This window comes from Glutamicibacter sp. NPDC087831 (assembly GCF_044742845.1).
In the GTDB taxonomy this organism is placed as follows: domain Bacteria; phylum Actinomycetota; class Actinomycetes; order Actinomycetales; family Micrococcaceae; genus Glutamicibacter.
Genome location: NZ_JBIUVH010000001.1, coordinates 1,183,143 through 1,196,164, shown reverse-complemented (window position 1 = coordinate 1,196,164; position 13,022 = coordinate 1,183,143). Strand labels below are relative to the sequence as shown.

Below are 13,022 nucleotides of genomic sequence, written 5' to 3'. Positions count from 1 at the left end.
GCGATTTTGATAGCGCCAGATGGGTAGAACTACCCATCTGGCGCTATTTTTCTAGGTTAATGGAATTAATTCGGATGGATTTCCATCCCACCCGATTTGCTGTGCAATTGGTGTGTAAATTTCGCGACAACACTCAGGATCCACCAAGCTGACTAGGGATTAGAAAGAGAAGTCCAATCTTAAACCAATACTACTGGCACGTAAGTTGTAACCAAGCTCGATGAGGGTAGAGCTATTTGACTAGGTGAAACGGGTTCTGGAATTTATATTTTTGTTGGATTCGATGGTTGAAAAGCTGTGTCGGAACAAAGTATTGTTTCATTTTGGTAACAACACCTGTGCTTACGCGCGCGCCCTTAGGTAAGGGGACGCGCGGGCACTCGCACCATAAATCTGGGAGAAGCATTAATGCCACATCCAAAAAAGAAGACTGCGCAACGCGGCATCGTTGCAGCAGCCGCGACCGCCTTGGTGGTCGGCTCTAGCTTCATGCCTGCCGCAGCGGCGCCAACGGCCTCCGAATCGCCGTCTGCGTCCGCTACGGCAAGCGAGAAGCCTTTGGCCAGCGAAACCGCTCTGGACACCGAGGGGCTCGACAAGGCTATTGAGAAGGACCTCAATAAGTCCGTTGAAGAGTACGTCAAGGACGGGGAGACCAGCGACGCTGCTTCCAAGGTCCGCGATGAACTGAATGCGAAAGGCATTGACGCCACTGCCTCGGTGAAGGACGGCAAAGCCGAGATCACCGTAAGCAAGAAGGACGCTGCCAAGGCCAAGGAGATCGTCAAGGCCAGTGCAGCTCCGGCTCCTATCGTAGTGACCGAAGTTGACTCGCAGGTCAAGACCGTAGACAAGGTCTACACCGAGCTTTTGGCCAACATCGAGCCGAAGGAACTGAAGCGCATCACCGCTATCCTTCAGACCAACGATGGCTTGAAGATCTACGCAAAGGGCTTCGACGAGAAGGAAGCTGCGGACGAACTGAAGTCCAAGTCCGCTGGCTCCCTGCCTGAGAAGCTGACCGTTGAGCAGTTCGTCAGCGAAGCTACGCACGTTGACGGTGTAGAAAGTTCGGGTGTTGCCAAGACCACCGCCGCAGAGGATATTTACGGTGCCCTGGGTTACGCAATGGACAAGTCCGGCGCACCTACTAGCACGTCGACGGTCTGCTCGCTCGGATTCACTGCGTGGACCGCAGAGGGTGAAGATGCCATCATCTCGGCTGGGCACTGCTCGGAAGATGGCGCCACCAAGATTTTGGGCCTTGCCGAACAGTCGGTACCAGGCCAATCGCCAACGCTGGGTGCCGAGCTGGGTACCTTTGGATTCAACCAGTTCGGTGGTCCGGGTAATTCGGGCCTATCTGCCGAAGAACTGAACTCCTTGACCGAGGAAGAGTTCAATAACCTGGAACCAGGCACGGATATCTCGGTGATCGATAACATCAATCCTGCGCTGAACTTGCACGCTGCTGTGTCCGAATGGGCTGACGGCAAGGAACCTCGCGACGAAGTTATCAACGTGACTGGCACGACCAAGGCACTAGTTGGGTCGGAAGCTTGCTCTTCGGGTCGTACGACCGGTTGGAGCTGCTCCCCGATTATCGGTGAAGGCGTCTTCTTCGTTGGTGGCTCGGATAAGACCTACCGTTCAGTTGCTGGCTATGTCGCTGAAAATCCTGGCCAGAGCGTGCTTGACCAGGGTGACTCCGGTGGCCCAATGCTCGTAGGCAGCAAGGCGGCAGGCATCAACTCGGCCAACGCCGCAGGTGAAGACCTGAAGGAAAACACCGCTGATGACATCGCCATGTACACCTCGCTCGATGATGTCTTCGACAAGGGCTACATTGATGGCTACACGCTGAAATTCCATATCAATACCCCTGCCATCACGGTGGAAAACGGTACTGAAGTTGAACCTGGTGAAGCAATCACCGGTACCCTTGCCAATGCTCCGGCTGGCACCATCATCCGTGTGGTCGTTGACGGCAAGCTCTACAAGAAGGTTGAGCTGGACGCTAAAGGAAACTTCTCGTTCCCAGCCCCGGAAGAACCAGGAAAGTTTGCGTTCAGCGTTGTGGCCAAGAACGGCTTCAACACCTCTGAGCGGGTCAACGCCAACGTCGTGATCGTTGCTGCGCCGACTCCAACTCCAACTCCAACTCCAACCGAGGAACCAACCGAGGAACCGACTGAGGAGCCTACCGAGGAACCGACTGAGGAGCCTACCGAGGAACCGACTGAGGAACCAACTACGGAGCCTTCCGAGGAACCAACTACTGAGCCTTCCGAGAGCACCTCGCCATCGCCTTCCGAAGAAGAAAGCGACAAGCCTTCCGAGAGCACCTCGCCATCGCCTTCCGAGGACGAAAGCGACAAGCCATCGGAGAGCACCTCTCCTTCCGCTTCGGAGGACGACGACAAGTCGGAAGCTCCGAAGGACCAGAAGGACGACGAGCCAAGCAAGTCTGCAACTCCAAAGGAAACTCCTAAGAAGGACGATCCTTTGGCGGATACCGGTTCGAACAGCGTTCCGCTGATCGCCGCCGGTGGCGCAATGGCCCTGGCCGGTGCGGCATTCCTGCTGTTCCGCCGCAACGCACGTCGCCACGGCTAAGGGATTCTGTTCCGGCGGGACTGGGTCCTGCTGAAAATGCCCCGCTACTTGAGAACAAGTAGCGGGGCATTTTTACTTGGCACACATGTAGTTCCTTGGTTGCTCTACGATTTCGGCACTAGTCTCAAAGCTAAGATCGTTGCGGCAACGTGAATATCACCGAGGTGTAAATTATGAATTTCAACGCTAGAACTTCACGCACGCCAATCATGCTGGCCTCTACTGCCGCCATGGCTGCCCTATTGCTAACCGGCTGCGGCCAGGGCACCGATCCAGGTGCGCAGGCTACGGCCAGCGCCACGGGATCGGAATCCTCGCAGCAAACAGAAAACTCGAGCGGGAACACCGTGGATCAAGACGCACTGCTCCAGACCAATGACCAGCTCTCCGAAGCCTTGGGCGATGAATACGTCCAGGGTTGGATCAAGGACGGGCAGCTGAATGTTTCGACGACCAGCGAAGAGCAGCTATCCGCTATTGAAGAAGCCGGGGCCATCGGGCACCTAGTCCGATTCAGCAGCGAGGAGCTTCGTTCGGCGATTTCCGAAATCATGAAGTGGCAGGGCAAGCAGGAAAACCCCGTGCGCACTGCCATCCATGCATACACGCTGAATCCTGAAACGGGCGGCATCACCCTGTCGGTGGACAAGAGCCAGCTGGACGAAGTCCAAAAGCTGATTGAAGCTGAGAAGCCCATCGGCGAAATCCCCGTGGACTACAAGCAGAGCGGTGGCATCATGTCGCCTGCTGCCACCCAGTAGCCCGCAGTCCGCTTGTACGGACGCACCAATGGCCAGGCCCGGCGACGGACCTGGCCATTGGTGCGTTTCTGGGCAACTGGCCGTGGCTATGCAATGATCCGTTGCGCCTGGCAAGACACGTAAGATGGGGATTACACGCGACAATGGAAGGTACTAATCGAATCGTGAGCGCAGCATCAGCAGAGACTCCTCCAAGCAGGGGACCCCTATACAAAATATGGCGCTTCGTCCGCGAGATTGTCATCATCATCGCGATCGCGCTGTTGCTCTCGTTCGTGATCAAGACCTTCTTCTTCCGTGCCTACTACATCCCATCAGGCTCCATGGAGCATACCCTCGAGGTCAACGACCGGATTTTCGCCAACCTCATGGTTCCCGGGCCGTTCGAGCTGGAACGTGGCGACGTCGTCGTCTTCCGCGATGACCAGGAATGGCTGCCACCGCTGACCGAGTACCCCACCGCGTTCCAGAATGCGCTCTCCTTTGTCGGCGTGCTGCCAGCGGCTGATGAGCAGTACCTGGTCAAGCGCATCATCGGCATGCCCGGTGACACCGTGGAATGCTGCACCGCGGAAGGCGCCATCACGATCAACGGCGAGCCCATTGACGAGCCGTACATCTTTGACGGCGACAGCCCGTCAGACATGGAATTCAAGGCGACCGTCCCAGAAGGAAAAATCTGGGTGATGGGTGATCACCGAGGTGCCAGCGCGGATTCCCGCTTCCACGCCGATCGCCAGGGCGGTTTCGTCGACCTCGAATCCGTCCAGGGCCGCGCTTCGGTGATCTCTTGGCCAACCTCGCGCTGGGGCATCGTCGACTCGCACGAAGAAGTCTTCGCCAACGTCCCGCACGCAGTGGCGAAGTAGGGGCACCGCCCATGGCCGTTTTGAAGAGCAAGGCAACCACGCTAGAACATGAGCGCGCCTTGGCAGCCAAGCATGGGTTCCGCTATATCGCAGCGGTCGATGAGGTGGGACGCGGCGCCTTGGCTGGTCCGATTACCGTCGGCATGACGGTGATAGATATTGAGCAGGTCACGGAGTTCCCAGCGCTGCGCGACTCCAAGCTGCTGAGCCCGGAAACCCGTACGGAACTGGTCGATCCAGTTCGCCAGTGGGCCGTGGGCTACGGCGTCGGGCATGCCTCTGCGGCTGAAATCGATGAGCTGGGAGTTACTGGCGCCCTGCGCCTGGCCGGATCGCGGGCCATGGAGCTGTGCGCGGTACAGCCCGAGGCGGCGCTTCTGGATGGCAGCTACGACTGGCTGACCGCACCGGAACCGGACCTCTTCGACATCCTGGCCGATGACCGCGAACCCGTGGGCCTGCACATCCCGGTGACGACCATCATCAAAGGCGACATGACCTGCCAGGCGATCGCCGGAGCTTCCATCCTGGCCAAGGTCGAACGCGATGGAATCATGGTTGATCTGGCCACCGAGCATCCGGCCTTCGGCTGGGAGATCAACAAGGGGTATGCCACCGCTGCGCATCGTGCCGCGATCGTTGCGCAGGGTCCCTGCGACTACCACCGCAAGAGCTGGAACTTGACTTCGGGTGCTGATCAGGCCCAAGGTGAAGCCACGACAAAGAAAGCAAAGTGATGGCTGCCGACGACCTGGAAAACTACGAGTCCGACATGGAACTGCAGCTATACCGCGAGTACAAGACCGTGGTGGGGCTGTTCAATTACGTGGTCGAGACCGAGCGCCGCTTCTACCTGGCCAACCAAGTGGACGTGAAGACCCTGTCCAACGCCGGGGAAGTGTACTTCGAGTTGAACCTCACCGACGCGTGGGTCTGGGACATCTACCGCCAAGGGCGCTTCGTGAAGTCCGTCAAGGTGCTGACCTTCAAGGACGTCAACGTCGAAGAACTGAACCCTGACGAGTTCCAGATCCCGAAGGATGGGCTGGGCTCCTAACGCGAGGCACTGCGGCATTCGATCGCCGGCTCTGTTCCTGGAACAGAGCCGGCGATCTCGCTTAAAGCGAATTGTCCACATTCCGCGGCGGGCGCCGCCGCTGTGGACCATAATTCTCCGACGATGTTTCCATTACGGATCGCAGACATCGAGGAGCAAACATGCAGACCGCGAAGCAACGCCTAGGGACCGATGGCGAACAAGCTGCCGCCACATTTCTCACCGGGCAGCACTACGAAATTCTCGATCGCAATTGGAGATGCCCAGCAGGGGAGCTGGACCTGGTAGCAAGAGCCGGCAACGGCCAGATCACCGCCATCGAAGTCAAAACGAGGTCCTCGCAACGCTATGGATCAGGCTTCGAGGCGATCAGCGCGGCAAAATTCCGCCGGCTCAACAGGCTGCTGATTTCCTGGGCCCAATGCCATCGCATGTTTCTCGCCGAACTTCGCGTGGACATCGTCGAGGTCTATCTGACAACAACAGGGTTCGAATGCCGGCTGCATGAGAACGTGCGCTCATGAGCACCGCCCGGACCAGCGCAGTGGCCCTGCACGGGGTCAGCGCCTCACTGGTGGAAGTCGAGGCCGACCTCGGCAACGGCATCCCAGGATTCGTCCTGCTGGGCTTGCCCGATGCATCTTTGAGCGAGGCCCGCGAACGAATCAAAGCCGCGGCTAGGAACTCAGGGATTCCTCTGGCAAACCGGAAACTGACGGTCAATCTTTCGCCAGCCACCCTGCCCAAGTATGGATCAGCTTTCGATCTGGCCATCGTCATCGCCGCCTTGGCCGCTGATCAACAGCTGTTCGCGTCACCGAGCACGCTGTACATGGCGGAACTCGGCTTGGATGGCACCTTGCGGCCAGTACCCGGGGTGCTGCCAGCGGTGCAGCTTGCCAAGGTCCATGGTCTTGACCGGGTGATCGTGGCCGAGGCTAACGGGGCAGAAGCGAGGCTGGTGCATGGAATCGAGGTCATGGCGCTACGCCATCTGGGACAGGTCCTCACCTGCTGCGGAGCCCCAGCCGAACAGGTCACCACTTACCTGCGCCACCGGCAGCCGCAGGCGCCTACCGAATCTGCCGGCCCTGCCGCAGGAACTGCTGCCTCGGGCGATGCGGACCTGGGCCTGGTCAACGGGCAGCAGGAAGCACGGCTCGCCTTGGAACTGGCCGCGGCCGGCGGGCACCACCTGATCATGGTCGGACCGGCCGGCGCCGGCAAAACCATGCTGGCCAAGTGCCTGCCATCGATTCTGCCGCCACTTGATGACCTGCAAGCCCTTGAAGCCACCGCGGTGCATTCCATTACTCGGGGCGGATCCGGGGAATTGGACCAGCTGCAACGCACCCCGCCTTTCGTGGCGCCGCACCACACCGCGTCCCGCTCAGCCCTGATTGGCGGCGGAACCGCACAACTCATTCCCGGGGCCATTACCCGCGCGCACCAGGGCATTCTATTCCTCGATGAAGCAGCGCAATTCCACACCGGAGTACTTGATGCGCTTCGCCAACCGATCGAGGAAGGCTATATCAACCTCGCGCGGATACGCGGCCACCAGCGGCTGCCGGCCCGTTTCCAACTCATCATGGCCTCCAATCCGTGTCCCTGCGGAAAAAACTTCGGCACCGGTACCGGGTGCACCTGCACGCCCATGGCCCGCCGGCACTATTTCGCCCGGCTTTCAGGACCCATCCTCGACCGTGTGGATCTGCAAGTCAGAGTCAATCCGGTAGCGCAAGCACAGCTTCTTAGCGGGGTACCAAATGAATCCAGTGCACAGGTGCGTGAACGCGTCTTGGCCACCCGGGCACGCAGCAAGGAGCGGCTGGGAAAGTTCTCCATTGCTTGCAACGCGCAAATACCAACTCAGATCCTCAGGAATGAACTGGAATACCCGGCCAAGACCCGGGCGGCGCTTGAACAACTCGCCACACGACGCGGGCTATCTGCGCGCGCCATCCACCGCCTCCTGCGGGTCGCGTGGACGGTTGCAGACCAGCAAGGGCATGCAGCACCGACCGAGGATGATCTGGCCATCGCCGCTCACCTTCGCCAGAACTTGGAAAATAGCTAGGTAAGGCCATGACTTTCAACGATGTGAACACTGCCGGAAAAGCCTCGCCTCCAACCAGCCAGGAGCGCCGGGTCTACGCCCATCTGAACCAACTTATCGAGCCCAACGACTATGTGGCCACGGCCTTGCTGGAACTGATGAGCCCACAGGAACTGCTGCGCCTGATCCAGCGGGAGGATTTCTACCCGGCCGCGCTCAAAGCGCCGGTCGACGGAATCCTCGGATTCCACCCGCCCGGGGATGGCGCACAAGACTTGAGGGTAGCCTTGGCCCGATGGAGAAAGCGCCTGTCGCTGAGCAACCCGGCGGGAGCCTTGGATGCCGCTGCGCACGCGGGTGGCGGATTGCTGATCCCGGACGATGCTTCGTGGCCGCGACAGCTAGCCGACCTGGAACTGGGACGTCCCCTGTGCCTGTGGTGGCGTTCAGCGAACCCGCAATTGCTCGACGGCCAAGAGCTGGCGCGCAGCGTGTCCATCGTCGGCTCCCGCGATGCCAGTGACTACGGTGATCAAGTCACCTTCGATCTTGGCCGGACCCTGGCCTTGAACGGGTACACCATTGTCTCGGGTGGCGCTTACGGCATTGACGCCAGCGCGCACCGGGCCGCTCTGAGCGTGGACGATTGGCAGCATCCGAACCCGCCAACGATCACGGTTATGGCTGGCGGCATCGATCGGCTCTACCCTTCGGGCAACAGCAACCTGCTCAACCAGATTGTTGCTCGCGGCGTGCTGATCTCAGAGGTGCCTCCCGGAACCACATCAGCACGCTTCCGCTTCCTGAACCGCAACCGGCTGATCGCGGCATTGAGCAGGCTGGTTATCGTCAGCGAAGCGCGCCACCGCTCAGGAGCGCTGAACACCGCCAGCCATGCAGTCGAGTTGGGACGCGATGTAGCGGCCGTTCCCGGAAGCGTTTTCGCGCCCAACTCCGCAGGGTGCCACCGATTGATTGCAGAAGGCAGTGCGGCCTTGCTCGCCAGCCCGCAAGATGCGCTGGGCCTGGTTGGCCACCACTGCCAAGCAGAGCCGCGGAGTGCCAAAGTTCAGCAACGCCCGACGGACATCCTGGGTAGGGACGAAGCAATGGTGTACGACATCATGTCCTTCACCAAAGGACTGCTGGTCGATGAGATCTCTGCCCGCAGCGGGGTGCCGCTGATCCAGACGCTACGCGCCATCAATCGATTGGAGACACTGCAAATGGCTGCCACCGATGGCCTGGCATGGAAGTTGGTGCGCCAAAACTGACCGGTGACGCAGCTGAGGGTATCCTCAATAGTGATGAAGCAAGAATCAACGACGCACGCCAGCAATGCGACGTCAGCAAAATTCGCTGAGCCGGTGGCAGACTACCTGGAGTACCTGCAACGCGAACGCGGCCGCAGCACTAATACCCTGCGAGCCTACGAAGTGGATTTGCGGAACCTCGGCCAGTTCTTGCTCCACCATGCGCAGGATCCGAGCCTCAAGCAGATTTCAGTTGATACGCTCCGCGATTGGTTGGCACAGCTTCATGAATCGCAGATTTCCCGCACCACCTTGGCCCGCAGGATCTCTGCGGTGAAGAGCTTCTTCGCGTGGGCGCTGAAGCATCAGCTGATCGACGCGGACCCTGCCCTGCGGCTGGCCGCGCCCAGGAAGGAACGGCGTCTTCCGCATGTTTTGCAGCCAAGCCAGATCGACCGCTTGCTCTCCGAAACAGCCCAGCCGCCTGCTGGAAAAGAAGTCAGCGAGAGCAAGCCGGAACCTGCCCCCGATGCCAAGAGCCAGGCAGTAGCGGCACGCGATAAAGTCATCGCCGAGTTGCTGTACGCATCCGGCCTGCGTATCAGCGAGCTCGTGGCCTTGGACGTTGACGACATCGACTTCGAACGACGCACCGTCAGGGTTCTCGGCAAGGGCAACAAGGAACGGGTTGTTCCGTTTGGCAAGCCCGCCGAACGCGTGATCATCGGGTGGATTCGGTCGCATCGCAAGGTCCTGGCCCGCCAGGAAGCTCAAGGCGCTTTGCTCGTAGGGGTGCGCGGTGCGCGCTTGAATGTACGCCAGGCACGAGAGGTCATTTCCAAGGCCTTGCAATCGCTGGGGGATACCGCTGCCAGCGGCCCGCACGCGTTAAGGCACACCGTAGCCACGCATCTGCTGGATGGCGGCGCAGATTTGCGTGCTGTCCAGGAATTCCTCGGGCATGCTTCGCTGGCAACGACCCAGCTATATACTCACGTTTCGGTTGACCGATTGAGGCAAAGCTACCGCCAAGCCCATCCCCGAGCCTGACTATTTGGTACCAATCTGCAAAAATAGCCTTTCTGGGTGGCGAAAGGCCTCTTCATCGGGCAAAATGGAAGTATCGGCGGCGATGGCACCGGAACGATGTTGACGTAGGGGAAGACGATCAACACCGCAACGGAGGATGGCATGTCTGCACCGATGTCCAGAGGCGTGATTTATATTCATTCCGCCCCTGCAGCGCTATGCCCACATCTGGAATGGGCAATCGGGTCCGTGCTCGGTACTCCAGTAAAAATGGAGTGGACCGAACAGCACGTCGCACCCGGATTTTGTCGCGCCGAAATCGAGTGGGTAGGTACGCAAGGTACAGGCGCTTTGCTGACCAGTGAGATGCATGGTTGGCAGCACCTTCGTTTCGAAATCACCGAAGACCCAAGCCCGGGTGCCGACGGCAGCCGTTGGTCCGTGACCCCTGATCTTGGCATCTTCCACGCCACCGTTGATTGCGCTGGCAACGTCATGGTCAGCGAAGAACGCATCCGGTGGGCCTATGAAAAGGGCGACGGCAATCCCTCGGTCTTCTACCAGGAGATGTCCATCGCTCTCGGCGAGCCCTGGGATGAAGAACTTGAACCCTTCCGTCACGCAGGCGAAGACGCGCCTGTTCGATGGCTCAACCAGGTGGTTTAGCAACTGGTTATCTAGTCCCTGAGTGACTTATCAACAGACACTCAGATACAACCCCGATGGTGCGGGGTTGTTACCCAAAAGAAGTGGGATCCCATGCCGGGGATCCCACTTCTTGCTTTAAAAACTGCGGTTGTGGAGAAGTGCCGAAGCGCAGTGCTATGCTCGATGGCGATGAAGACCAGTCAGGCCGCATGCGGCCACTCCCGGAACGGCAAACTGGTCGTTCCCTGATCCGCGGCCCTCCCGTGCCAGATGCATTCCACCAAAGAACAGCACATCTGAACCACGAAAGGGAGACATGACCGCACAGTTCAACCACACCATCATCGCTTCACTCGACCCGCAACGCATGGCAAAGTTCTATCTTGAGTTGCTCGAAGCCCGCGCGGAATCAAGCTGGGGACCATTTACCAACATCAGCCTGGCCCACGGGGTGCTGCTTCAATTCGCTGCACCACCGATGGACTTCCCAGCGCAGCACTATGCCTACCTGCTCGATGACGAGCATTTCGACCGCGCCTACGCGACTATCCGCGAGGGGAAAATGGAGCATTGGGCCGATCCCCAACGGCAGCTGCCAGGGCAGATTAATCATGAACACGGCGGCCGGGGAGTCTATCTGCTTGATCCTTCCGGGCACTACCTGGAATTGATCACCCGGCCTTACCTGCCCGCAGCCAGCTAGGACCAGCTAGCGCTGAACCTTGAACACGTTCTTCTGGATGCCGTTGGAGTAGACCTGCGAATCAATAAGGGCCAGCTTCTGCGCGTCCAGGCTCGCGTCGCTGAAAAGGCGCTTGCCTGCACCAAGCAAAACCGGGAAGACCAGCAGGTTGTACTGGTCGATGAGCTGATGTTCTTGCAGCGAGTGGACCATCGTTGCCGATCCATGGATACTGATCGGGCCGCCGTCGCCGGCTCGAAGCCGCGCCACATCGGCGACCGAGCGCAAGATCGCAGTCTCGCCCCAGTTCCCGGCCAAGTCCTTCTCCCGCAAGGTAGTGGAGAGCACGTACTTGGGCATCGCGTTGTACTGCGGGAACTGCTCGGTCATCGAGGGCCACACCGCGCAGAAGGCCTCGTAGCTGTGCCGGCCCAAGAGCATGGCGCTGGCTTCTTCTTGCTCGGCGCCCTTCAGTTCGTAGGCGGCGGGGTCGAACTCGACCGAGTTCATCGTCCAGCCTGAATTGCGGTAGCCGGGTTCGCCGCCCGGGGCTTGGACGACACCGTCCAAGGAGACGAAGGAAGTGGCGATCAGGGTGCGCATGGGAAGGGATCCTTTGCTCGTGGCATGTACCGTCAGTTGCCTCCGACATGAGGCGGTACTTGAGCTTAACGAACATGTCAGGACCGAAGCAATGGCTCTGAGCCAATTCTTTCGGGGTTAAAGACCACTGGGCTGGTTGAAGATTACTCTTCAACCAGCCCAGTGGCGCGCTCGCCTGCAGCTGCCGGAACGGCTAGACGCTGCGGATGGCGACCACGGCGTTATGGCCGCCGAAGCCGAAGGAGTTATTCAGCGCAACGATGGAGCCCTCTGCAGGCAGCTGCGCAGGCTGGCCGGTGACGACCTTCAACGGGATCTCTGGATCCTGGTTGTCCAGGTTAATGGTCACCGGGGCCTTGCGGTTGTAGATGGCCAGTGCGCACAGCACGGACTCCACGGCACCGGAAGCGCCCAGCAGGTGGCCCATCTGTGACTTGGTCGCGGATACCCACACGTTCTCGAGGTGATCGCCCAGGGCGTTCTTCAGCGCAGCGTATTCCGGCTTGTCGCCAACTGGGGTGGAGGTTGCGTGGGCGTTCACATGGACCACGTCCTCTGGCTGGATGCGGCCATCGAACATGGCAGCCTTCAGCGCACGGGTTGCACCCATGCCTTCTGGATCCGGTGCGGTGATGTGGTGCGCATCGGAGGTGACCGAGGAGCCTGCCAGCTCGGCGTAGATGCGTGCGCCGCGGGCGATTGCATGCTCTTCGGCTTCCAGTACCAGCGCGCCAGCGCCCTCGCCCATGACAAAGCCATCACGGTCGGTGTCGTAGGGACGCGAAGCCTTGGTCGGATCATCGTTGCGGCGGGAGAGTGCATGCATGGACGCGAAGGCGGCCATCGGCATGGGGTGGATCGCGGCTTCTGCGCCACCGACCATGACCACATCGGCCTTGCCCGAACGGATCAGTTCCAGGCCAACGTGCATCGCTTCGGTACCCGAAGCGCAAGCCGAAACCGGGGTATGCGCGCCACCGGCGGCGCCCAGGTCCAGCGACACGGCAGCTGCTGGGCCGTTAGGCATCAGCATTGGCACGGTCATGGGCAGGACGCGGCGTGGGCCCTTTTCACGCAGGGTGTCCCAGGCGTTGAGCAGGGTCCAGACGCCGCCGATGCCGGTAGCGAAGGCAACGGCCAGCTTGTTCTGGTCCATCTCTTCCTTGACCAGGCCTGAGTCGGCCCAGGCTTCACGGGCCGCAACCACAGCGAACTGGGTCGATGGGTCCATGCGCTTGGTCTCCGGGCGGGAGAGTACCTCGGTCGGCTGCACAGCAGCGCGGGCGGCGAAGGTGACCGGCAGGTCGTATTCCTTAACCCAGTCATCTTCCAGGGTTACGGCGCCGGAGACGCCCTTGAGGGCGTTTGCCCATAGGGTGGGGACGTCCCCGCCGATTGGGGTGGTGGCTCCGAGACCGGTGATCACTACTTTGCGCGCCATCATC

Annotated in this window: 13 protein-coding genes; 11 read left to right on the top strand and 2 right to left on the bottom strand. The window is 60.0% G+C overall.

Annotated features, from left to right (window positions below):
* Window positions 1-408 precede the first annotated feature (408 nt).
* From ACIOJF_RS05865 to ACIOJF_RS05815, 11 genes are all read left to right on the top strand, one after another.
* Window positions 409-2,616: a S1 family peptidase gene (locus ACIOJF_RS05865; protein ID WP_402741332.1), complete on the top strand. Its 2,208-nt coding sequence runs from the start codon at window positions 409-411 to the stop codon at window positions 2,614-2,616.
* Between the two features lie 173 nt (window positions 2,617-2,789).
* A complete protein-coding gene (locus ACIOJF_RS05860) occupies window positions 2,790-3,377 on the top strand; it encodes a hypothetical protein (protein ID WP_402734881.1) in 588 nt (195 codons plus the stop codon).
* 164 nt (window positions 3,378-3,541) lie between these two features.
* Window positions 3,542-4,246, top strand: coding sequence for a signal peptidase I (gene lepB / locus ACIOJF_RS05855; protein WP_286134539.1), 705 nt, complete (start codon window positions 3,542-3,544; stop codon window positions 4,244-4,246).
* A gap of 11 nt (window positions 4,247-4,257) precedes the next feature.
* Window positions 4,258-4,983, top strand: a complete 726-nt coding sequence (locus tag ACIOJF_RS05850) for a ribonuclease HII (protein WP_105661214.1) — start codon at window positions 4,258-4,260, stop codon at window positions 4,981-4,983.
* Window positions 4,983-5,303 carry a DUF2469 domain-containing protein gene (locus ACIOJF_RS05845; protein ID WP_105657739.1) on the top strand — a complete coding sequence of 107 codons (321 nt, stop codon included), beginning with the start codon at window positions 4,983-4,985 and terminating at the stop codon, window positions 5,301-5,303. Before ACIOJF_RS05850 ends, ACIOJF_RS05845 begins: the two co-directional genes overlap by 1 nt.
* A 161-nt stretch (window positions 5,304-5,464) precedes the next feature.
* Entirely contained in the window at window positions 5,465-5,827 is a 363-nt protein-coding gene (locus ACIOJF_RS05840) for a YraN family protein (protein ID WP_402734880.1), read from the top strand.
* Window positions 5,824-7,383: a YifB family Mg chelatase-like AAA ATPase gene (locus tag ACIOJF_RS05835; RefSeq protein ID WP_402741331.1), complete on the top strand. Its 1,560-nt coding sequence runs from the start codon at window positions 5,824-5,826 to the stop codon at window positions 7,381-7,383. The genes ACIOJF_RS05840 and ACIOJF_RS05835 overlap by 4 nt, the downstream gene beginning before the upstream one ends.
* Before the next feature lie 8 nt (window positions 7,384-7,391).
* Complete coding sequence (gene dprA, locus ACIOJF_RS05830; protein WP_402741330.1) at window positions 7,392-8,636, top strand: DNA-processing protein DprA; 1,245 nt, start codon at window positions 7,392-7,394, stop codon at window positions 8,634-8,636.
* 33 nt (window positions 8,637-8,669) lie between these two features.
* Window positions 8,670-9,665: a tyrosine recombinase XerC gene (locus ACIOJF_RS05825; RefSeq protein ID WP_105657856.1), complete on the top strand. Its 996-nt coding sequence runs from the start codon at window positions 8,670-8,672 to the stop codon at window positions 9,663-9,665.
* A gap of 141 nt (window positions 9,666-9,806) precedes the next feature.
* Window positions 9,807-10,310: a DUF3145 domain-containing protein gene (locus tag ACIOJF_RS05820; RefSeq protein ID WP_105657742.1), complete on the top strand. Its 504-nt coding sequence runs from the start codon at window positions 9,807-9,809 to the stop codon at window positions 10,308-10,310.
* Window positions 10,311-10,608: 298 nt separating this feature from the next.
* Window positions 10,609-10,995 (top strand): VOC family protein, encoded by a 387-nt coding sequence (locus tag ACIOJF_RS05815; protein WP_105657743.1) that lies wholly within the window; start codon window positions 10,609-10,611, stop codon window positions 10,993-10,995.
* 6 nt (window positions 10,996-11,001) lie between these two features.
* On the opposite strand, the gene ACIOJF_RS05810 is transcribed toward ACIOJF_RS05815, so the two are convergent.
* Together ACIOJF_RS05810 and fabF are read right to left on the bottom strand one after the other, a co-directional pair.
* Complete coding sequence (locus ACIOJF_RS05810) at window positions 11,002-11,577, bottom strand: dihydrofolate reductase family protein (protein ID WP_105657744.1); 576 nt, start codon at window positions 11,575-11,577, stop codon at window positions 11,002-11,004.
* A 193-nt stretch (window positions 11,578-11,770) separates the two neighbouring features.
* The gene (fabF, locus tag ACIOJF_RS05805; RefSeq protein ID WP_105657745.1) at window positions 11,771-13,018 is read right to left on the bottom strand and encodes a beta-ketoacyl-ACP synthase II; all 1,248 of its coding nucleotides are present in this window, start codon (window positions 13,016-13,018) and stop codon (window positions 11,771-11,773) included.
* Between the last annotated feature and the right edge of the window lie 4 nt (window positions 13,019-13,022).

Coding starts and splice junctions, on each gene's coding strand:
- ACIOJF_RS05865 (WP_402741332.1), top strand. CDS start 409: ATGCCACATCCAAAAAAGAAGACTGCGCAACGCGGCATCGTTGCAGCA.
- ACIOJF_RS05860 (WP_402734881.1), top strand. CDS start 2,790: ATGAATTTCAACGCTAGAACTTCACGCACGCCAATCATGCTGGCCTCT.
- ACIOJF_RS05850 (WP_105661214.1), top strand. CDS start 4,258: ATGGCCGTTTTGAAGAGCAAGGCAACCACGCTAGAACATGAGCGCGCC.
- ACIOJF_RS05845 (WP_105657739.1), top strand. CDS start 4,983: ATGGCTGCCGACGACCTGGAAAACTACGAGTCCGACATGGAACTGCAG.
- ACIOJF_RS05840 (WP_402734880.1), top strand. CDS start 5,465: ATGCAGACCGCGAAGCAACGCCTAGGGACCGATGGCGAACAAGCTGCC.
- ACIOJF_RS05835 (WP_402741331.1), top strand. CDS start 5,824: ATGAGCACCGCCCGGACCAGCGCAGTGGCCCTGCACGGGGTCAGCGCC.
- dprA (WP_402741330.1), top strand. CDS start 7,392: ATGACTTTCAACGATGTGAACACTGCCGGAAAAGCCTCGCCTCCAACC.
- ACIOJF_RS05825 (WP_105657856.1), top strand. CDS start 8,670: ATGAAGCAAGAATCAACGACGCACGCCAGCAATGCGACGTCAGCAAAA.
- ACIOJF_RS05820 (WP_105657742.1), top strand. CDS start 9,807: ATGTCTGCACCGATGTCCAGAGGCGTGATTTATATTCATTCCGCCCCT.
- ACIOJF_RS05815 (WP_105657743.1), top strand. CDS start 10,609: ATGACCGCACAGTTCAACCACACCATCATCGCTTCACTCGACCCGCAA.
- ACIOJF_RS05810 (WP_105657744.1), bottom strand. CDS start 11,577: ATGCGCACCCTGATCGCCACTTCCTTCGTCTCCTTGGACGGTGTCGTC.
- fabF (WP_105657745.1), bottom strand. CDS start 13,018: ATGGCGCGCAAAGTAGTGATCACCGGTCTCGGAGCCACCACCCCAATC.